We start from the raw sequence: 18,973 nt of genomic DNA on the forward strand, positions 1-18,973 counted from the left end.
GCCGGCCCCTATCCCTATGGAACCCATCACCTCCCCAAATCAGCCGGCCGTTCGGCCGCCGAACCCCGATAATGAGCAGGAGCAGCGGTCAGCGGCCGCGGTTGAGAAACGTACGCCCACCGAAATTCTGCGCACCAACTGGATGGCTTTTGCCGGCCTGCTGCTGGTGCTCGTGGTCGGGGGCCTTTTCCTATGGCTTAAGTCCGCGAAGGAAGCCGCCCAACAGGAAAAGGAGCCGGTAGCGGCGGCCTCGGCCAATATTGAGCCGGAAATTGCTTCGCCCGAAACCTCGCCGGTTTCGCCCGTCGCCTCGCCTTCGGCCCAAATTGAGGCCCAGCGCCGCGCCGAGATGGACGCCAAATCGGCCCCGGCGACCCCAACCGATGAAGATGTGGTTGATGTGTTTGCCGTCGATACGACCGGGCAGGCGCTGCGTCGGCGGCGGCGCGCTCAGGCTTTCTCGCAGGCGGCAGCCCGTCGCGCCGAGGCCGCCCGCGTGGCCGCGGCCGACGTGGATACTATCGAGACGACTATTCAGGACCCAAGTACCGGCTCTTACCGCTCGGAAACGCTGGTGGTGCCTCGTCGCCGTAACACGGCCAGCGGCGGCGGTGGCCGGCGGCGCACCTCTTCGGCTGCTGCCCATAGCCTGGTGCCGGCGCGGGACGCGGACGGTACCCCGTTTGAAACCGACCCGGACGTGTTGGCGATGCTGGCCAGCTCCCCGCCCGAAACCCGCGCTGCCTACGAGCGCATGACGGGCAAACGCTACCGCGACCCCAACCAGACCGCGCAGCTGCTGGCCAACCGGATGAATGCCCCCGGCATGGATGGCTTCAATACCGTCAAGGTGGGCAACTCCTCGCGCATGATGGCGCAGGGCAACTACCAGCAGCAACAGCAGCTCACTCCCGACGTGTTTTTTAAGTGCGTCATCAACGGGGAGCAGAAAGTTCGCACCGGCTCGGTGGTCATTCTGCGCCTGCTGGAAGATGCCGTGGTCAGCGGCGTAACCTTCCCCAAAAACATGGTCTTCGCGGCCGTGGCCACGGTGGGCAATAACAACGTGACGCTGGAAGTCAACCGCCTTGGGCCCACGCGAGTCGAGGCTGACATTTACGACTTCAACTACATGCCCGGCATCATGATTGACCCGGTGAAGCGCATTGCCAAAGATGCCTCCATGGCCGGCAGCGACCTGCAGCAGCAGACCACGCAGGAACTCAGTACCGCCATCGACCGCTCGGCCTCGGCCGCTAACTCGGTGGTGGGCGTCGGGGGCCGTGTCGCGGCGACGGTGCTCTCCCGGCCCAAAACGCGCACCAAGCTGCGCGACGTGCTGCTCCCCGATGGCTACCCCATCCTGATTACCACGGCGGCGGCCGGCCAGTTGGGGCCGGAAGCCGCGAGTGGCCGCTGATTCCTTTCCGTTCACCTAAAAGCTTATGACTATGAAAAAGCTCCTTTTGCCCGCTTTGCTGGCCGTTGCGCTGGTTTTCTCCACCAAGGAGGCCTCCGCGCAAGCCGTGGTAAATGACCCGCTGCACATGGGCATTCACATTGGTGACTTCGCCAAACGGCTGGCCCAGTGGACCGAAACCGTCAAGAACTACCAGGTAGTAAAAGATGCCCGGCAGATTGCCGGCGTCACCAAGGATATTACCGGTCAGGTAAAGGACATTACCGACCAGACGCTGCAGCTGCAGCGGCAGGTGCAGGCCGACTTACGGAAGGTACAAAGCATTCAGGATTTGCGCCTCTCTAACCCGCAGGAGCTGTTTGCGCGGGCGCTGTCCATGTCGGGCCGGGGCCAGAGCAACCAGTATATGCCGGTGTTTCAGAAAGCCGAACGCCTGCGGCAGGCCCTGCAGCTTAACAATCCCCAGCAGGACCTGAACACCGTGTACGACGTGTTTTCCCGCTTTGGCGCGGGGGCCACGGCCGGCAACAACCGCATGAGTTCCTCCCAGTATCAGGCCAAGCGCGAAGAAGCCGCCGTTTCGACCTTCGCCTACGAGGAGATGATGCAGAAGAAGAAGATTGCTACTGCCTTCGGCTACTACAAGATTGCCGACGAAATGACGCAGCAAAGCATTGAAATGAATGCCACGCTGAAGAATCCGGGCCGGTACGCCATGACGGAAGGCGAGCGGATGGCCGCCCTCAACTCGTCGAACGACAACATGATTAAGGCCATGCAGCTGCGCCAGGAAGCCGACCGGCTGTTGGCCGAATCCTCGCAGCCCGGTCCCTCGCGCCAGGCGGCGGAGCTGGTGTACGCCGACGTGTTGGTTCAACAGTCACTCATTAAAATGGACCGCGCCCGTCCCCGTCGCTAATCCCGCATGAAAAAGCTCCTGCTTGTGGCGCTTGCAATGGCTGGGGCCGGCACATCGCCGGCCCTGGCTCAACGCCACGTTAAACACATCTCCAGCTGGGGTGCCCACCTCGGGCGCTCTGAAAAGGGCGACTACTACGAGTTGAGCTACAACTCCATGCTCACCGATAAGCTGGCCCTGCGGGCCAGTGGCCTGCGGGATGCCGGCAACCTCCGCACCCAGGGTGAATACTCGACCTATCAGGGCCGGCTGTTCATCGCCCCACAACTGTTCCGCATTGGGGAGTTTGCCTACGTGCATCTGCTCATCGGGGCGGGGGCCGGCTACGAGCGCACCAACGAGAATCGCACGGGCGAGCTGGCTGCCGATGCCAGCGAGCCGCAACGCTTTCACCTACGGCCCGCAAGCCGGGGCCGAAGTTGATTTCTTCCTGGGCAACCGCCTTTCCCTCGTGGCTACCGGCACGAAAGGCTACCTGTTCAACAACCCTCTCATCGACCAATTGCCCGGCAACGCGAGTGCCGGCCTGCGGTATCACTTCCGCTAATCACCCTTTCTGACCTATGAAACGACTTGCTTATTTACTGCTGAGCTGCGCGGCCCTGGCCACCAGCTGCTCGAAAGACAACGATGCTACGCCCTCGGGGCCAAAAGAGTATCAGGTAGAATACAAGGTTACCTCCAATGCCCCGGTATCGGATTACCTGAGCTACACCAACGAAAGCGGTGGCAGCACGACGCTCAGCAACACGCCCCTGCCAGCAAACTACAAGTTTAAGCGCACCATGAAGCAGGGCGACAACCTGACCATTCTGGCCAGCATCGACGGCGGCACGGCGGCCTCGGAAATCACCTGCTCCATCCTGCTGGATGGCAAAGAGGTCAAGAAGGAAACCGGCCGGGGAGTCGACGCGCAGGCCGTGCCGGTGTACGTCATCGGAGAATAGTTCTTTCAGTACGTCACCCTTAAAACAAGCGGCCCAACCAGTAACTGGTTGGGCCGCTTGTTTTAGGCCAGCCGGCAGAATTTACCGACTGGCATTTAAAGCATTTTGGCTGGTTCGCTTTACTTGGCCAGCTTCTCCAAAGCAGCTTTGAATTCGGGCGTATCGTACTCGGCCATGCCGTTGTGGCGAGCCGCTACCTGCCCATCCGGGCCGAGAATTACCGTGGACGGAATGGAGTTGGAGTCGAATGGTGGGGCCAAGGGGCCAGCGGGGAAATACACCGGGAAGGTGTAGCCCTGGCGCCTGAGCATCGCCTGCGCCTTGGCTGGGTTTTCATCCAGCGAGAGCATCACGAAAGCTACTTTCTTCGGGTCCATCTTTTTGTAGAGCGCGTGAATGCCGGGCATCTCGGCCACGCAGGGCGGGCACCAGCTGGCCCACAGATTCACGAACACCACCTTGCCTCTCAGGTCGCTCAGATTCGCGGGTTTCCCGTCGAGCGTAGTCAAGGGCAGATTGTGCGGATAAGCGGCGCTGCTGGTAAGCACAACCGGCGCTTTAGCAGGAACCAAGGCAGGTACTTCGGCTTTCCAAAGGCCGGTGGCCAACAAGCCGCGCTGCACGCCGCCCAGCACGATGGGCCGCAAGGGCGTGAACAGAACGAGTGCAAAAAGAGCTGGTGGCAGCCAGGAAATGATGGATTTACGAGTCATGGGAACTGAGTTGAGCGGAGGACAAATCTTATATGAACAAAGTTTCATTTGTTCAGCAATAACATAAACCCGCTATCCGGTCAGGAGCCGGGTAGTGGATACTTCTCAGGAAGGGGAGGAGCGGCAGCAGCAGGGCAGCGCCATGGGACTGGCAGGGACGCGAAAAAACCGGCTACTGGCCTTGAATCGAGCACAGCTAGCCGGAGACAGGCCCAGCTTGCGCTACACGCTTTCCTAAGAAAAACGGATGGGCGGCGCTTTGTTAGGATGGTTGGCCAGTGCCTGCGCGGGGCCAATGCTGGGCCCACGAACAGGAGTGGGCGCGGGCTGGCAAGCCGGGAACAGCAGACCAAAGTAGAGGGCCGCGAAGTCACCGCTCAGGCTCCCATCCAGCGGCAGTAGCTTGGCCTTGGCTTGACGGACAGATTCGACCGGCGGGGTGGCCTGCACCGTTTGCAGCTTCTTCCGGCAAAGAGTACCGCCGCGTTGCTCCTGCTGGTGGCTGCCGGCCGTGGCCGTCCCGTTCGCCCGCGTAGACAGCGGCTGACAATGCAGGTAAATACCGGCATAAAGCAGCAACAGCAAATGAGACAGCAGACGGGACATAGCTAGTGGTAACGACTGCAAAGGTGCGCTCTTTTGCCGGAAAGTGAGCCTTTGGTACCTCTCTCTGCCTACTGGCAGTCCCAGTTGCCTCTAGGGCGTCACATTGAAAAAAGTACCTACCACGGCTGACAAAGCCATGGCCAGCACTCCCCAGAAGGTTACCCGGGCGGCAGCTTTCAATACACTGGAGCCGCCCACGTACGCGGCCAACCCGCCCAGGGCAGCCAGAAACAACAGGGAGGTAATGGAAACCGTCCAGCTCAGATACGCAGCCGGGGCTACCAGGATGACCAGCAGCGGCAGCGCCGCGCCCACGGTAAAAGTAGCGGCCGACGCCAGCGCGGCCTGAATGGGGTTGGCACTCATGGTTTCGGAAATACCCAGTTCCTCCCGGGCGTGGGTGCCCAGCGCGTCATGGGCCATCAGTTGCTCGGCCACCTTCGCGGCCAGGTTCGGGTCCACTCCGCGCTCCACGTAGATGGCGGTGAGTTCTTGGTGCTCCGCGGCGGCATCCGTCTTCAACTCTTCCTGCTCCCGGGCAAGGTCCGCCGCTTCCGTATCGGCCTGCGAGCTGACGGAAACGTATTCGCCCGTCGCCATCGACATGGCTCCCGCCACCAGCCCGGCCACGCCGGCCACCAGCACACTTTCCTGCGTGGCGCTGGCCGCGGCTACCCCCACCACCAGGCTGGCCGTGGAAATAATGCCGTCGTTGGCCCCGAGCACGGCGGCCCGTAGCCAACCAATCCGATGCGTGCGATGCTGCTCCAGGTGTCTCATGAGATAAGGGTAACGGCGTGAGGCCTTCTGTACGCAGGTGCACAAACGGAGGGTATTGCCAACCGCCGCCGGGGTACATGAAGCCGACTCCCAGAAAGGTAGTAGCGCTGCCGGGGCTCACGGCGAAGGGCCGGTGCCGACCGTGAGCATCGTTGGCGCGCAGAACGGTGAACAAGTCGCTAGCCGAAGTCGCCTCCTAGCGGGTGGAAGAACCCGGGCATCTGCTTATTTCCCCGGCCGCCAGCAAGTAATAACCAACTTGTACCACGCAGCGCAAGGAGCGTAAAAACCGGATAGAGAGGCCGAATGGGTACTTATCCAGAGAAGAGCACACACTGAAATGAATTATTTGGGAACCAATAGACGAAGCAAGTTTGTATACATGAACAAATGAACATACATTTGTAGCACCTTATGAAAACGACCACTGCCACCGCTCCTGCTGACCTGAACCTGACCACTGAGAAGATGGAGAAGGTGGCGTTTATCCTCAAGACCACGGCTCATCCGACGCGCATCGCCATCGTGCAGCTGCTCGCCAACCAGGAGAGCCTGTCCGTGACCGAACTCAGCGAGGAATTGAATATCGAGCAGAGCTTAGTGTCCCACCACTTGACCGGCATGAAGCTTAAAGGCATCCTGAGCAGCCACCGTGACGGCAAGAATATCTTTTACGCGCTGAAGATGCGCGAAGTAGTGGACGTGATTCAGTGCCTGGCCGGCTGCACGTTCCTGTAACGAGAGCCGGCTTTTTTTTCACCGAATACATGAACAACCTTTCATAATTACATACGTTCACCCGTTCCCGCATGTTTCACTACCTCGGTTACTTCGCGGCTATCTTCATTGGCCTTTCGCTCGGCATTATGGGCGGGGGCGGCTCCATCCTCACCGTGCCGGTGCTGGTGTACCTGATGGGCGTGAGTCCGGTGCTGAGCACGGCCTACTCGCTGTTCGTGGTGGGCTCTACCTCCGTAGTAGGCGCCTGGGGCTACTTCCGCAAGGGGCTGGTGTCGCTGAAAACGGCCGTGGTCTTTCTGCTGCCCTCACTGCTGGCCGTGTTTGCGGTGCGCAAGCTGCTGATGCCCGCCATCCCGCACAAACTGTTCACGCTGGGCAGCATCGTGTTCACCAAGGACCTGCTGGTGCTGGTATCCTTTGCCGTGCTGATGGTCGTAGCCGCTGTCTCCATGATTCGCAGCAAGCAGGCCGAGGTCGTGCTCGACGAGGAGTTGCACCGGAAGCACGCCTTCAACTATCCGCTCGTGCTGGGAATTGGCCTGGTGGTGGGCACGCTCACGGGCTTTGTGGGCGCGGGTGGCGGCTTCCTGATTATTCCGGCCCTGGTGCTGGGGGCCCGCCTGCCCATGAAGCTGGCGGTGGGCACCTCGCTGGCCATCATTGCCCTGAACTCCCTAATAGGTTTCACCGGCGACCTGAGCGCGGGCACGCCCATTGCCTGGTCGTTTCTGGCGGGCTTCCTGGCCTTCGCCCTCGGCGGCATCGTTTTGGGAACCTACCTGGCCCGCTTCATTCCGGGGGCCAAATTGAAGCCCGCTTTCGGCTGGTTCACGCTGGCGATGGGCACGTTTATTCTCACCAAAGAGCTGCTGTTTCATCATCCCTAACTACTCTCCATTCCACTTTCTCTCACCCGTTTTTTCGTCCCAACCATGAAAATCGAACAGTTTGAAGACAAAGGCCTGGCTCACTTTTCCTACGCCATCCTGAGCGAGTGCGCCCGCGAAATCGTGCTCATCGACCCGGCCCGCAACCCGCAGCCCTACTACGACTACGCGAAGGCGAATGACGCCAAAATCGTCAGCATCATCGAAACGCACCCCCACGCCGACTTTGTGAGCAGCCACCTGGAAATTGCCCAGGCCACCGGCGCCGTCATCCGCGTGAGTAAGCTGCTGGGGGCCGATTACGCCCACGAAGCCTTTGATGAAGGCCAGGAGTTCACGGTGGGCAAGCTCACGTTCCGCGCCCTGAACACCCCCGGCCACTCGCCCGACTCTATCAGCATCGTGCTCAGCCGAGAAGGCAAGGACGAAGCCGTCTTCACCGGCGACACGCTCTTTATCGGCGACGTGGGCCGCCCCGACCTGCGCGAAAGCGCCGGCAACATGACCGCCAAGCGCGAAGAGCTGGCAGGGCAGATGTACCACTCGCTGCGCGACAAGCTCATGCCCCTGGCCGGCACGGTGCTGGTATACCCCGCCCACGGCGCGGGCAGCCTCTGCGGCAAGGCCCTGAGCGGGGCCAACAGCAGCACGATTGCTGACGAGAAGTTTGGCAACCCCATGCTGCGGGAGCTGAGCGAAGCGGAATTTGTACAAGAGCTGCTGGCCGACCAGCCCTTCATCCCCAAATACTTCGGCTACGACGTGGCCCTGAATAAGGCCGGCGCGCCCGACTACGCGCCCAGTGTGCAGCGGGTGCCGCGCCTGGCCGCCGGCACGACGCTGGAAACCGGTGCGGTTGTCATCGACACCCGTCCCGAAGCCGAGTTCAAAAAGGGGCACGCGGACGGAGCCATCAACATTCAGCAGGGCGGCAAATTTGAAACCTGGCTGGGCTCCATCGTGGGACCGGAAGAGTTGTTCTACCTCATTGCGGCCGACGAGGCCACGCTCGAAGACCTGATTCAGAAAACCGCCAAAATCGGCTACGAGCCGCTGATTAAGGGCGCGCTGGTAGGAACCCCCGCTACCGAGGCCACCATGCCCATGCTGGACGTGGCGCAGTTCCGCCAGCACCCGGAGCAGTACACCATCGTGGACATCCGCAACGCCACCGAGCACCGCGACGAGCCCATTTTTGCCGGCTCCCTCAACATTCCGCTGCCCGAGCTGCGCGAGCGGGCCAGCGAGATTCCGACCGATAAGCCGGTGGTGGTGCATTGCGCGGGTGGCTACCGCTCGGCGGCCGGCAGCAGCATTGTGGCTGACGCCCTGCCCGGCACCAAAGTGCTGGACTTGAGCGAGGCCGTGAAATCCTTTCAGCCCGCTTCGGCAACCCACTAATCCCTTTGACGGGTTGGCTCCGGCAGCCGTGCCGGGGCCCCTATCCGCTCATTCTCACACTTTCCGTTTCCCTCCCACTCAAATTCCTCCGCCATGTTCGGTTTCAATAAATCCGCCGCTCCTGCTTTTCAAAACCTGACGCCCGCGCAGTTTGCCGAGGGCCTGCGCCAGCCCGGTGCGGTGCTGCTGGACGTGCGCCGGCCCGACGAATTCGCCGCCGGCCACCTGCCCGGCGCGGTCAATATTGAAGTCACCGCGCCCGACTTCGGCCAGCGCGTGGCGGCCCTGGATAAAACCAAGCCCACCTACGTGTACTGCCGCAGCGGAGCCCGCTCGGCCAATGCCGCTGGTCAGCTTACCAGCGCCGGCTTCGCGCAGGTCAGTAACCTGCTCGGCGGCGTGCTCGACTGGCCGGGACAACTCACTACTAAATAAGTACGCTTCTTCATCTCGACTTCTGTTTTCATGCTTGAACTCCTGCAACAACCCTGGCCCTGGTACGTGGCTGGCCCTTTGATTGGCCTGACGGTGCCCGCGCTGCTGCTCGTAGGCAACAAGGCCCTGGGTATCAGCTCCTCGCTGCGTCATGTCTGCGCCGCCTGCGTGCCGGCCGGCATCCCTTTTCTGACCTATAACTGGCGGGCCGAAATCTGGAACCTGGTGTTCGTGCTCGGCATTGCGCTGGGCGGCTTCATCGGCTACCGCGTGCTGGGCCACCCCGACGTTATCGGCATCTCGGCCGCCACCGTGCGCGACCTGAAAGCCGAGATGCACCTGACCGACTTCTCCGGCCTGCTGCCCCGCGAGTTGTTCGCCCTGGAAAATCTGGCCAACTGGAAAGGCTGGGTGTTCCTAGTGCTGGGCGGCTTTCTGGTGGGCTTCGGCACGCGCTACGCCGGCGGCTGCACCTCGGGCCACGCCATTTCGGGCCTATCGAACCTGCAATGGGTGTCGCTGGTGGCCGTCATCGGGTTCTTTGCCGGTGGCCTACTGATGACCTGGATTATTTACCCGATGCTGTTCTAATCCTCCTCAATTCTCGTTCATGGAAGCTTTTGCGCCAAGTGCCGTCGATTTCTGGGATGCCCGCTACGCGGAGGAGGCCTATGCTTACGGCACCGAGCCGAACACCTACTTCCGCCAGCAGTTGGATGCGCTGCCGCCCGGCCGCCTGCTGCTGCTGGCCGAAGGCGAAGGCCGCAACGCGGTGTACGCCGCCAAGCGCGGCTGGGAAGTAACGGCCGTGGATTTCAGCGACGAAGGCCGCTCCAAAGCCCTGCGCCTGGCCGTAAGTCAGCGCGTGCGACTCCAGTACCGAGTAGCTGACCTCACCGCCCTCGCGTGGCAGCAGGCCGGCTACTATGATGCAGTGGGCCTCATTTACGCCCATTTTTCCCCGGTTGACCGCCAGGCGGTTCACGCCGCCGCCGCCAGCCTGGCCCCCGGCGGACACCTTTTACTCGAAGCCTTTAGCCCCCGGCAGCTTGGTCTGCCCTCGGGCGGCCCCAAGTCCGCCGAACTGCTTTACGAGCCGGCTACGCTGGCCACCGACTTTGCCGGGCTGACGCTACTCGAAAACCACGAGTTGGGCGTGGTGCTGCACGAAGGCAGCTTCCACGCCGGCCCCGCCAACGTGGTGCGCCTGCTGGCCACCCGCCCTTCCACCCCCGAATCCACCAACTCCCTATGAAATACCTCAAATACCTAGTGCTGGGCACACTGTTCGGCATTATTCTCACCAAAAGCGAAGTTGTCAGCTGGTTTCGGATTCAGGAAATGTTCCGCTTCCAGAGCTTCCACATGTACGGCGTCATCGGCTCGGCCATTCTGGTGGGCATGATTTCCATTCAACTCATCAAGCGCAACCGCCTCAAGTCGATTGACGGGGAGGAAATCAAGATTACCGACAAGAAATTCAACCACGGCATCTGGATTGGGGGCTTCATCTTCGGCCTCGGCTGGGCGCTCACCGGGGCCTGTCCTGGCCCGCTGTTCGCGCAGCTGGGCAGTGGCATTGGCTCGGCGGCTGTCCTGATTCTGGCCGCGCTGGCCGGCACCTGGACCTACAGCGCCCTGCGCGAAAAGCTTCCCTACTAACCCTTTCCGCCACGCCCGTCATGCTTCCCCGCTGGCTCCTGCCGGGCGTTGCGCTACTCATCGGCGCACGGCCCGCTCATGCCCAATCCGCTCCACCTGATACGCTGCTGCGGCACGCTGCCCCGGCGGCTATCGCTGCGCCTCCGGCCCCGTTGGCAGCCGATTCCACCGCCCCGCTTAGCTTACCCCAGGCCCTGCACCGGGGTACCTTCAGCGGCCACATCCGCACCGTGTTCATGGCCACGCTCAACCGCAGCACTGCCCCCGACTATTACGCCCACGGCGTGGGGGCCGGCCTACGCTACGAAACCCAAGCCTGGCACGGCTTGCAGGTGGGCCTAGAAGGCTTCTTTCTGAAAAAGCTGTATGCCAGTTCGCTGGCCGCCGAGCCGGGCCGCCCGGAAAGCCGCTACGAACTGAGCCTCTTCGACCAGGAGCACCCGCACAGCCGGGAGTTGCTGCACCAGGTGGAGGAACTGTGGGTACGCTGGCAGGCCCGACCGGGCTGGCAGCTCACCTACGGCCGGCAGCAACTAGACACGCCCCTGCTCAACTCCCAGGACTCGCGGCTGAGTCCCAACTTCGTGCAGGGCCTGTGGGTAGTAGGCCACCTCAACGCGGCCACTACCCTGCAGGGCGGCTGGCTGACGCACGTCGCGCCCCGTTCCACCGACCGCTGGTACCGGCTGGACGAGGCCGTGGGCCGCTACTCAATGGGAGTAGCCCCCGACAGCAGCCGGGCCAGCTACCTGGGCCGGGTCCGCACGCACGGGCTGGCCGTGCTGGGGCTGCGGCGCACACTGGGACCGCACACCACCGTGCAGGCCTGGCAGTATTTTGCCGACCACCTGCTGGCCACCAGTTGGCTGGAAGGCACCCGGACTCTGACGCGCCCCGCCGGCACCTGGACGGTCAGCGGCCAGGTGCTCTGGCAGCACAGCCTAACCAACGACGTGGAAAGCCCGCCCAGCCACCGTTACTCGGAGCCCAGCGAACAGGCCCGCGTCCTGAGCACCCGCCTGGCGTACCAGCGGCGGGCGTGGCAGGTGGCCGCCCAGTACACCCGCGTCTCGGCCCACGGCCGCTACCTGTTTCCGCGCGAGTGGGGCCGCGAGCCGTTTTACACCACCCTGCCCCGCGAGCGGATAGAAGGAGCCGGCGACGTGCACGCGCTGGGGGCCAGCCTGGCCTGGCAACGGCCGCACGCCCCCGGCTGGAAGCGGGCTATGGCTACTACAACCTGTCGAAGCAGGCCCGCCTCAACAAGTACAGCCTGCCCGACTTTCATCAGCTGAACCTCACGCTCACCCACGCCTTTGCCAGCACGGCCGATGGGCTGCGCCTGCGCACGCTGTACGCGGCCAGCTGGGGGCTGACCAAGCGAGCTACCGGCCCGCCCGAGTCGTCAACAAAGTGGACCTGCACCACCTGACCGTGGCGCTGGATTACGTATTTTAACCGTTTCTCCCCTATGTACCTCATGTTTTCGCTCCGCTCCCTGCTGGCGTTTCTGTTCCTAGTCAGCCTTACCCGGCCGGCCGCCGCGCAAGTGCCGGCCGCCCCGGACAAGCCCGCGTTTATGGGGGCCGTGGCGAAAAAAAACCGCTACCGGGCCGTATATCAGCTCGACAGCGACGACCCCAAGCTTATCAAGCAAACCCTGCGCAATATGAAAAACGCGCTGGCCGACCCGCGCCTGCAAGGCAAGTTGCAGCTGGAACTGGTGGTGTTTGGCGGGGGCGTGGACGTGTTCCGCAAAAGCCAGCCCTACGAGGCCGAGCTACGGGCCTTGCAGCAACAGGGCGTCCTGCTGGCGCAAGGCCAGAACACGATGAAGGAACGCCAGATTAGCCCGGACGAGCTGTTTGCCTTCATTGCCTACGTGCCCACCGGCAACGGGGAATTGATTATCCGTCAGCAGCAGGGCTGGGCGCTGGTGCATCCATAGCTAACCTTTTTTCACTCCTTGCATGAAAGCACCCCAACTCGGTCTGCGTGAAAACTGGCACCAGTTTGCGCTGCTGGTGCTCATCAACGCCTTCGTGGGCGGCATGGTGGGATTGGAGCGTAGCATCCTGCCCCGGCTGGCCGAGCAGGAATTCCACCTAGTGGCCCGCTCGGCTATTCTTTCCTTTATCGTTGTCTTCGGCCTCACCAAGGCCGTGGCCAACTACTACGCCGGAGCCTGGGCCAATAAGATTGGACGCAAAAACCTGCTGCTCATCGGCTGGCTGTTTGGTCTGCCCGTGCCGCTGCTACTGCTCTGGGCGCCCTCGTGGGGTTGGGTGATTGCGGCCAACGTGCTGCTGGGGCTTAACCAGGGCCTGGCGTGGTCGAGTACGGTAGTGATGAAGATTGACCTCGTAGGGCCAAAGCAGCGTGGGCTGGCCATGGGCTTGAACGAGTCGGCCGGCTACCTGGCCGTGGCGGCTACGGCCTTCGCCTCGGGCTGGCTGGCCACCGAATACGGCCTGCGGCCCTACCCGTTCTACCTCGGCATCGTGCTGGCGGTGCTGGGTTTGCTGGGCTCGCTGCTGGTACGCGACACCCGCCACCACGTCGCGCTGGAAGCCGCGCAGGCCCCGACCACCCCCACTGGTCCGCCGCTGTCGTTCTGGGACGTGAGCTGGCGGCATCCCAACCTGGGCTCCGTCACGCAGGCCGGCTTGGTCAACAACCTCAACGACGGCATGGTGTGGGGTTTGCTGCCGCTGCTGCTGGCCAGCAAGGGCTTCACGCTCACGCAGATTGGTACCGTGGCCGCTGTGTACCCGGCCGTGTGGGGCCTGGGCCAGCTGGTCACCGGCCCGCTGGCCGACAAGCTGTGCAAGAAAGACCTGCTGTTCTGGGGTATGCTGCTGCAGGGCGCGGTGCTGCTGGTCATGCTGTTCACCGATGGGTACCCGGCGTTTCTGGGGCTGGCGGCGCTGCTCGGTGCGGGCACGGCGCTGGTATATCCCACGTTTCTGGCGGCGGTGGCTGAGTATTCGCCGCTACCGCAGCGGGCGCACAGCGTGGGCATCTTCCGCTTCTGGCGCGACGCGGGCTATGCCATTGGGGCGCTGCTGACGGGTGTACTCGCCGATGCGTTTGGCTTGGGGGGCGGCGCTGGCCACAATCGGCGGGCTCACGGTACTTTCCGCCCTGGTTATCTGGCGGCGCATGTATTGCCTGCCCGTTGCGAGTAGCGGAGAGTCGCCCCGGCACTGCGGAACGCACCATTATGGACACTCTGTTTCCCCGCCGCTAGTCATCAGCTAAAAAATCACAAACGCCCGATTGCTCACTGAGCGGTCGGGCGTTTGTGTTTGGGTTCATACCGGAATGAAGTATTTATGGTTGCTACCACTATGGCAAGGGCGACAGTCAGTTGCACAGCTTTTAATAGCTAAACGCTTGGCCCAGACAATAGGACTTATCAGGTGAAGTATTGCAACCCTAGCATTGCACATTCCGTTAGTAAATCAAGCTATATTTTTTAGCTTTTCATCACCCAACATCCATAATCATGGACAGAAACGACAACCCAGGGAAGGGGCCCAACAACCCGGGCAATCCCAATCCGGGCAATCCCAATCCGGGTCAGCCCAATCCTCCGGGCAACCCTACACCTCCCGGTAATCCGACTGGTCCCGGACGCCCACCCGAAAAGCCTGAGCCTGGTCCTCACAACCCGCCCAAGCCCCCCAAAGACCGCCCCGTAGGATTGAATTAACAGCCATATGCCTACTGCCCCTTGGTTTGAAGCCGAACCTGACCGGCTTGAAAGGGAGCTTCAAGCCCTGATTGCGCACGGCGTTGCTCCACTGGTGGACGCAGCGGCTCGCAGTCAGGGCATTTTGAAGGTATCCTTTACGATTGACGGTTCCAATCCTGCTTTTAACTTGGCTGGGTTAGTAGAATCGGTGCAACTGGAAGCAACCTACCCGGACAACTACCCCTACTTCCGTCCGGAAGTGTTTGCGTTGAATATCGCTCTGCCCCGTCACCAGAACCCCATTGGCAAGAACCTGTGCTTGCTCCCCCGGTCGGCTGCCCATTGGGAGCCCCGTTGGAAATTGGCCACCTATCTGGTTTCGCAACTGCCCAAAGTTCTACAGAAGGGCAACATTCTAGACCCCGCCGTTCTGGCCACCGACCAGGACGAGCAGGCGGAACCGGCCAGTGAGTTTTTTGCCCATTCCCATGCGCCGGTGATTTTTGATGAAGCAGGGTTCGAGCAAACCAGTGTGCCGACTGCTCCCATTACGATTCTGGGCCGCCTGCAAATTGGCGTGCCCCGGAAGGCCGGGCTGTTAACGCGGATGGCCGCGCTGGAAACCACCGATGTGGCGGGCGTCGTTCGTAAGCTGCCAAAGGCCTTGTGGGACGTTTTCCCTACCCAGTTTTCTGGCCACTTGGTCCGTCTCAATCAAGCTCCGCCTTTTGCCCACGCGGGAGAAGGGCTGAACTGGCTCCTAGAACTAGCCAAGTCACAGGGCCTCACTACTACGTTTCAAAGCAAAGCTGTCCCTTTAGCCAAAGGCGGGATGCTTCGACGGGTAATTGGGCTGCAATTTCCGGAAGAGATTGCGCCTGGTCAGATGGGTATGGGATGGCTGTTTCTCATCGAGGGAACTATCAAAGAAACGGTAATGGGTCCCCGAGGCAAGCCCGTTGAAGTAGCCCAATCTCATTGCTTTTACGGCAAAGCATCCCGAATCAGCCCCACCGACGCTTTGCTTCGGGTTCCTGCCGTCCATGCACTTCATCAGCGGACCATTGCTGTGGTTGGGCTCGGCGCATTGGGGGCACCGATGGCGCTGGAATTTGCCCGCAATCAAGTTGGGAAGCTCCGGCTGTCAGATTACGACCACGTCGAGCCCGGGCCGACCGTGCGCTGGCCTCTGGGAATAGCCACTGCCGGCCAACTCAAGGCAGAAGCAATTCATGAATTTATCTCGGCGCACTATCCGGCAACGCAGGTTCTGCCCATCTACCATAAAGTAGGGGGGCTACGCGGGGAAGGAATGCCTTCCGAGCAGGAAGTCATGGATACGCTGCTCACCGACGCCTCCTTACTGATTGATGCCTCCGCCGATAAAGGCGTTAGTCATTTCTTAGCGGAAACCGCCCGAGCGCGGGGCATTCCCTTTATTTCAGTGTATGCCACGCCGGGGGGCTGGGGCGGCATGGTCATGCGAGTAGCCCCCGGCCACACCCGGGGATGCTGGATGTGCCTGCAGTACCATATGGATACGGGCGGCACCATTCCGGTACCAATCAGCGATGAAACGGCGGGGACCGTGCAAGCGCCGGGTTGTGGCGACATGACCTTCACCGGTGCCAGCTTTGATTTGCAAAACGTGGTATTAGCAGCGGTGCGCCTCGCGGTTTCAACCTTAAGCTCGGGGGTAGCGGGCGGCTATGCTACCACTCCGTGGGATGTGGGGGTTGTGCAACTCATGGATGCAGATGGCAGCTTAGTTGCGCCTGCCTGGAGTACGTTCCCGCTCGAAGTTCATCCGCTTTGCCCTTATTGCCACTGTGAATAGCCCAGCCCTCTCCATCACAGTGTGGTTGCCCCAATCTGCCTACGTGGCAATTTTGGCCTTGGTTAAAAGTTTGGTACAAAAGATACTGTGATGGCAAGCAAGCGATCAGCCGTCTTTATTTATCTTCGAGTCTCTGAAGGAGGACGTGCGCGTTCATCCTGCGTAGCCTCGGCCCACTTCGGTGGCCGGGGCTATTTCTTGCCCCACTAGGTGGGCAGTGGGGTAATCAGGATCATACACCCGGTCCGTTTTCCAGAGCGCGTAGCAGAGCACAAGCAGTTTGCGCATAACGGCAATGACGCCGGGCTTGCCGCTGGGGTGGCGGGTACGTAATCGGGCATAAAAGGCGATTTGCCGCGGGTTATGGCGCAGGCTGCTGAGCGCGGGCAAATAAAGCGCCGTACGTAGGCGCGTGTTGCCGCGCTTGGAGATGCGCGTCGCGTGCGCCGAGAGGCCGCTTTGCCGCTGCACCACGTCCAAGCCGGCATAGGAGGCGAGTTGACGCTCGTTCTCGACCAGAGCAAAGCCGCTGGTTTCGGCCACCACGATGACGGCCGTCGTCAGCCCAATTCCGGGAATGCTCGTCAGCTGCTGCAGCTTGCGCGCCAGCTCCGGCTCGGCCGCCTGAAGCTCGGCCAGATCTTGATCCAGGGCCGCTACCTGCTCCTGCACCAGTTGCTGTTGGGCGGCCAGACGTGCCAGCGTGCGGCTGTCAGGTTGGTAACTGTGCTGGTAGGCGTGCACGCGGGCCTTGAGCTGCGCCCCCTGTTTGGTCAACACCTGCCGCTCGCGGGCCAGCGCCCGCAGTTGCCGCAGCGCTGGCGTAGGCGGCTGCCAGGCCGGCAACGCCCGCTCCAGCCCCAGCCGGCACAGCAAGCGCGCGTCGAGTTGATCGGTCTTGCTCTTGAGTTCGGTGCTGCGGGCAAAATGCTTGACTTTGTTGGGCAACAGCACGCTGAGTAGCTGCTGCTGATCGGCCAAAAAGTACGCCAGCTCCTCGTAGTAGACGCCGGTGGCTTCGACCACAAACCAGAGCGGAGCGGCCACCTGTTGCTGCCGGGTCACCCAGTGCAGCAGGTCAGTAAAGCCGATTGGCGTGTTCTCAAAAGTAGTTTCCTTGCCGAAATGCAGACACTGGCGGCTGTCCACTTGGCCCAGGCAGGCCACAAACGAACTCTTCGCGATGTCAATGCCGACGACGTACTTGAGCGGGGTAATCTCCTGTTTTGCTAGGGGCATGGGGCGAGCGGTAAGTGGGTAAAACCATCAGCCGGCCAGGGTTTTGCCACAACTTGTCTCGTGCAAATACGGGATGCCGGCGCGCGGCGTGGGCTCCCTCCATACTGTGCAGTCTTCAGGCAAAACGGAAGCAGGGCACGCTTTCTTTTGTGCAACGTCACGGCCGCCGCCGCGCGTTTAGTTAAACGTGGTGCCCCTGCTTCCTGCTCCAGCTACCCTTTGCGGAAAGGCAGCACAATCATACGAGTTAAACGGCCGAGCTTTGGACTGGTTCTCTCGTTTTCTTTCCTGGCTAGTTCGGTTGCTGCAGCCCAGCTTCCGTACTTCCTGATTGTTAAATGGCTGCTGGTAACCTTTACGTTGCGCTGTCCTTTCTTCCCGCCTTCCCCGTCGCTTCATGGCTCCCGGTTCCCCCGCCTCAACTTCCCTGCCCTTTCCCGACAGCCTCCTGCATGACCTGCTCGACGTCTCGCTCACCGGCGTCAACGTGCTGCGCCCGGTGTACGACCCGGCCGGGGAAATCGAAGATTTTGCCATCGAGTACCTCAACCCCGCCGGCCAGCGCATGACCGGCCTCTCGGCCCAGCCCGGCGGCACGCTGCTCACCCGCTTCCCCGCCTCCATGGCCGCTGGCATCCTAGTCTACTACCGGCGCGTCTACACCGACGGGTACACCGGCCTGCACGAAATCAACTACCAGGCTGACGGCCTCGACAACTACTTCCGCCTGGCGGCCCGGCGCAGCGGCGACTGGCTCGTCGTCAGCTTCACCGACACGTCTGACCAGGACCGCAGCGCCGTCGAGCTGGCCCTGCGCGACAGCCAGGCCCGCGAGCAAGCTCTGCGCTCCGAGGCCGAGGAGCAGCGCAACGCCCTGCGCAGCTTCGTAGAGCAGGCTCCCGTGGCGGTGGCCGTGTACCGCGGGCCGCAGCACCGCGTGGAGCTGGCCAACGCCGCCACGCTGGCCATTTGGGACCGCCCGCTCCCCGACGTGCTCGGCCGGCCGGTGTTCGAGGTGCTGCCCGAGGCCGCTACCCCCGAGGTGGTGGCCCTCTTCGACCGGGTCTACGCCACCGGCACCGCCCACACGGCCCACGAGCAGCCCACCACCCTCGTCCGGCACGGGCAGCGGCAGGAAGTGTACTGGAACTTCGTGTTCCAGCCCGAATTTCTGCCGGACGGCCGCGTCATCGGCATTCGGTCCGTGGGCACCGACGTCACCGAGCAAGTGCGGGCCCGCCAGCAGCTCGAGCAACTCAACCAAGACTTGGAGACCCGCGTGCAGGCGCGCACCCAGGAAGCCTTAATCCTGCAGGCTGACCTGCTCGCCGCCGCCCGGCGGCAGGCCGACCAGCAAACCCTGCTCCACGAGGTGTTCGCGCAAACCCCGGCCCCCATTGCCTTGCTGCGCGGCCCCGGCCACCGCTTTGAGTACGTCAACGCCGCCTACCAGGCCTTTTTTTCCGCGGGGCCACTGGCGGGCCGCGAGGTGGCGGACGCCGCGCCTGAATTGGCCGCGCAAGGCTTTGGGGCGCTGCTGGACCGCGTCTACCACACCGGCGAAACCTACTTCGGGGCCGAGGCGCCCTTTGCGCCCGTGCCGGTGAACGGTGAGCCCCCCGCACGCTGTACTTCAACTTTACCTACCAAGCCTACCGCGAAAACGAGCAGATAGCGGGCGTCAGCATC

19 protein-coding genes and 1 pseudogene are annotated in these 18,973 nt (G+C 62.2%); 16 read left to right on the forward strand and 4 right to left on the reverse strand.

Annotated features, from left to right (window positions below):
• Window positions 1–16: 16 nt before the first annotated feature.
• The 4 genes from traM to LRS06_RS23705 all read left to right on the forward strand — a co-directional run bounded on the left by traM (window position 17) and on the right by LRS06_RS23705 (window position 3,286).
• Window positions 17–1,420 (forward strand): conjugative transposon protein TraM, encoded by a 1,404-nt coding sequence (gene traM / locus LRS06_RS23690; RefSeq protein ID WP_257873758.1) that lies wholly within the window; start codon window positions 17–19, stop codon window positions 1,418–1,420.
• Between the two features lie 31 nt (window positions 1,421–1,451).
• A complete protein-coding gene (locus LRS06_RS23695; RefSeq protein WP_257873759.1) occupies window positions 1,452–2,339 on the forward strand; it encodes a hypothetical protein in 888 nt (295 codons plus the stop codon).
• A gap of 6 nt (window positions 2,340–2,345) precedes the next feature.
• Window positions 2,346–2,762: a hypothetical protein gene (locus LRS06_RS23700; RefSeq protein ID WP_257873760.1), complete on the forward strand. Its 417-nt coding sequence runs from the start codon at window positions 2,346–2,348 to the stop codon at window positions 2,760–2,762.
• A 140-nt stretch (window positions 2,763–2,902) separates the two neighbouring features.
• Window positions 2,903–3,286: a hypothetical protein gene (locus tag LRS06_RS23705; RefSeq protein ID WP_257873761.1), complete on the forward strand. Its 384-nt coding sequence runs from the start codon at window positions 2,903–2,905 to the stop codon at window positions 3,284–3,286.
• Between the two features lie 119 nt (window positions 3,287–3,405).
• Here LRS06_RS23705 and LRS06_RS23710 read toward each other — a convergent pair whose 3' ends face one another.
• From LRS06_RS23710 to LRS06_RS23720, 3 genes are all read right to left on the reverse strand, one after another.
• On the reverse strand, window positions 3,406–3,999 hold the full coding sequence (locus tag LRS06_RS23710; protein ID WP_257873762.1) for a TlpA disulfide reductase family protein: 594 nt from the start codon (window positions 3,997–3,999) through the stop codon (window positions 3,406–3,408).
• A 234-nt stretch (window positions 4,000–4,233) separates the two neighbouring features.
• The gene (locus LRS06_RS23715; RefSeq protein ID WP_257873763.1) at window positions 4,234–4,605 is read right to left on the reverse strand and encodes a hypothetical protein; all 372 of its coding nucleotides are present in this window, start codon (window positions 4,603–4,605) and stop codon (window positions 4,234–4,236) included.
• Window positions 4,606–4,695: 90 nt separating this feature from the next.
• Window positions 4,696–5,385 (reverse strand): VIT family protein, encoded by a 690-nt coding sequence (locus LRS06_RS23720; RefSeq protein ID WP_257873764.1) that lies wholly within the window; start codon window positions 5,383–5,385, stop codon window positions 4,696–4,698.
• A 414-nt stretch (window positions 5,386–5,799) separates the two neighbouring features.
• Between LRS06_RS23720 and LRS06_RS23725 the strand changes: the two genes are divergently transcribed.
• From LRS06_RS23725 to LRS06_RS23775, 11 genes and pseudogenes are all read left to right on the forward strand, one after another.
• Window positions 5,800–6,123: a helix-turn-helix transcriptional regulator gene (locus tag LRS06_RS23725; protein WP_257873765.1), complete on the forward strand. Its 324-nt coding sequence runs from the start codon at window positions 5,800–5,802 to the stop codon at window positions 6,121–6,123.
• A 71-nt stretch (window positions 6,124–6,194) separates the two neighbouring features.
• Entirely contained in the window at window positions 6,195–7,013 is an 819-nt protein-coding gene (locus tag LRS06_RS23730) for a sulfite exporter TauE/SafE family protein (RefSeq protein ID WP_257873766.1), read from the forward strand.
• A 45-nt stretch (window positions 7,014–7,058) separates the two neighbouring features.
• A complete protein-coding gene (locus tag LRS06_RS23735; RefSeq protein WP_257873767.1) occupies window positions 7,059–8,414 on the forward strand; it encodes a rhodanese-like domain-containing protein in 1,356 nt (451 codons plus the stop codon).
• Between the two features lie 93 nt (window positions 8,415–8,507).
• Window positions 8,508–8,849, forward strand: a complete 342-nt coding sequence (locus LRS06_RS23740; protein WP_257873768.1) for a rhodanese-like domain-containing protein — start codon at window positions 8,508–8,510, stop codon at window positions 8,847–8,849.
• Between the two features lie 30 nt (window positions 8,850–8,879).
• On the forward strand, window positions 8,880–9,440 hold the full coding sequence (locus LRS06_RS23745; protein WP_257873769.1) for a YeeE/YedE family protein: 561 nt from the start codon (window positions 8,880–8,882) through the stop codon (window positions 9,438–9,440).
• Between the two features lie 19 nt (window positions 9,441–9,459).
• On the forward strand, window positions 9,460–10,104 hold the full coding sequence (locus LRS06_RS23750; protein WP_257873770.1) for a bifunctional 2-polyprenyl-6-hydroxyphenol methylase/3-demethylubiquinol 3-O-methyltransferase UbiG: 645 nt from the start codon (window positions 9,460–9,462) through the stop codon (window positions 10,102–10,104).
• Complete coding sequence (locus tag LRS06_RS23755; protein ID WP_257873771.1) at window positions 10,101–10,511, forward strand: YeeE/YedE family protein; 411 nt, start codon at window positions 10,101–10,103, stop codon at window positions 10,509–10,511. Before LRS06_RS23750 ends, LRS06_RS23755 begins: the two co-directional genes overlap by 4 nt.
• A 20-nt stretch (window positions 10,512–10,531) precedes the next feature.
• A complete protein-coding gene (locus LRS06_RS23760) occupies window positions 10,532–11,806 on the forward strand; it encodes an OprD family porin (RefSeq protein ID WP_257873772.1) in 1,275 nt (424 codons plus the stop codon).
• 176 nt (window positions 11,807–11,982) lie between these two features.
• Window positions 11,983–12,459 (forward strand): DsrE family protein, encoded by a 477-nt coding sequence (locus LRS06_RS23765; RefSeq protein WP_257873773.1) that lies wholly within the window; start codon window positions 11,983–11,985, stop codon window positions 12,457–12,459.
• 22 nt (window positions 12,460–12,481) lie between these two features.
• Window positions 12,482–13,772: pseudogene (locus LRS06_RS23770) on the forward strand (MFS transporter).
• 461 nt (window positions 13,773–14,233) lie between these two features.
• Window positions 14,234–16,045, forward strand: a complete 1,812-nt coding sequence (locus LRS06_RS23775) for a ThiF family adenylyltransferase (RefSeq protein WP_257873774.1) — start codon at window positions 14,234–14,236, stop codon at window positions 16,043–16,045.
• Between the two features lie 153 nt (window positions 16,046–16,198).
• Here LRS06_RS23775 and LRS06_RS23780 read toward each other — a convergent pair whose 3' ends face one another.
• On the reverse strand, window positions 16,199–17,284 hold the full coding sequence (locus LRS06_RS23780) for an IS110 family transposase (protein ID WP_257873775.1): 1,086 nt from the start codon (window positions 17,282–17,284) through the stop codon (window positions 16,199–16,201).
• A 397-nt stretch (window positions 17,285–17,681) separates the two neighbouring features.
• Here LRS06_RS23780 and LRS06_RS23785 point away from each other — a divergent pair, with 397 nt between their 5' ends.
• Window positions 17,682–18,959 (forward strand): PAS domain-containing protein, encoded by a 1,278-nt coding sequence (locus LRS06_RS23785; protein WP_257873776.1) that lies wholly within the window; start codon window positions 17,682–17,684, stop codon window positions 18,957–18,959.
• Window positions 18,960–18,973 lie beyond the last annotated feature (14 nt).

The organism is Hymenobacter sp. J193, from assembly GCF_024700075.1.
In the GTDB taxonomy this organism is placed as follows: domain Bacteria; phylum Bacteroidota; class Bacteroidia; order Cytophagales; family Hymenobacteraceae; genus Hymenobacter.

Excerpts from the sequence above, each read along its gene's own strand:
- traM (WP_257873758.1), top strand. The coding sequence starts at position 17 with ATGGAACCCATCACCTCCCCAAATCAGCCGGCCGTTCGGCCGCCGAAC.
- LRS06_RS23695 (WP_257873759.1), top strand. The coding sequence starts at position 1,452 with ATGAAAAAGCTCCTTTTGCCCGCTTTGCTGGCCGTTGCGCTGGTTTTC.
- LRS06_RS23700 (WP_257873760.1), top strand. The coding sequence starts at position 2,346 with ATGAAAAAGCTCCTGCTTGTGGCGCTTGCAATGGCTGGGGCCGGCACA.
- LRS06_RS23705 (WP_257873761.1), top strand. The coding sequence starts at position 2,903 with ATGAAACGACTTGCTTATTTACTGCTGAGCTGCGCGGCCCTGGCCACC.
- LRS06_RS23710 (WP_257873762.1), bottom strand. The coding sequence starts at position 3,999 with ATGACTCGTAAATCCATCATTTCCTGGCTGCCACCAGCTCTTTTTGCA.
- LRS06_RS23715 (WP_257873763.1), bottom strand. The coding sequence starts at position 4,605 with ATGTCCCGTCTGCTGTCTCATTTGCTGTTGCTGCTTTATGCCGGTATT.
- LRS06_RS23720 (WP_257873764.1), bottom strand. The coding sequence starts at position 5,385 with ATGAGACACCTGGAGCAGCATCGCACGCATCGGATTGGTTGGCTACGG.
- LRS06_RS23725 (WP_257873765.1), top strand. The coding sequence starts at position 5,800 with ATGAAAACGACCACTGCCACCGCTCCTGCTGACCTGAACCTGACCACT.
- LRS06_RS23730 (WP_257873766.1), top strand. The coding sequence starts at position 6,195 with ATGTTTCACTACCTCGGTTACTTCGCGGCTATCTTCATTGGCCTTTCG.
- LRS06_RS23735 (WP_257873767.1), top strand. The coding sequence starts at position 7,059 with ATGAAAATCGAACAGTTTGAAGACAAAGGCCTGGCTCACTTTTCCTAC.
- LRS06_RS23740 (WP_257873768.1), top strand. The coding sequence starts at position 8,508 with ATGTTCGGTTTCAATAAATCCGCCGCTCCTGCTTTTCAAAACCTGACG.
- LRS06_RS23745 (WP_257873769.1), top strand. The coding sequence starts at position 8,880 with ATGCTTGAACTCCTGCAACAACCCTGGCCCTGGTACGTGGCTGGCCCT.
- LRS06_RS23750 (WP_257873770.1), top strand. The coding sequence starts at position 9,460 with ATGGAAGCTTTTGCGCCAAGTGCCGTCGATTTCTGGGATGCCCGCTAC.
- LRS06_RS23755 (WP_257873771.1), top strand. The coding sequence starts at position 10,101 with ATGAAATACCTCAAATACCTAGTGCTGGGCACACTGTTCGGCATTATT.
- LRS06_RS23760 (WP_257873772.1), top strand. The coding sequence starts at position 10,532 with ATGCTTCCCCGCTGGCTCCTGCCGGGCGTTGCGCTACTCATCGGCGCA.
- LRS06_RS23765 (WP_257873773.1), top strand. The coding sequence starts at position 11,983 with ATGTACCTCATGTTTTCGCTCCGCTCCCTGCTGGCGTTTCTGTTCCTA.
- LRS06_RS23775 (WP_257873774.1), top strand. The coding sequence starts at position 14,234 with ATGCCTACTGCCCCTTGGTTTGAAGCCGAACCTGACCGGCTTGAAAGG.
- LRS06_RS23780 (WP_257873775.1), bottom strand. The coding sequence starts at position 17,284 with ATGCCCCTAGCAAAACAGGAGATTACCCCGCTCAAGTACGTCGTCGGC.
- LRS06_RS23785 (WP_257873776.1), top strand. The coding sequence starts at position 17,682 with ATGGCTCCCGGTTCCCCCGCCTCAACTTCCCTGCCCTTTCCCGACAGC.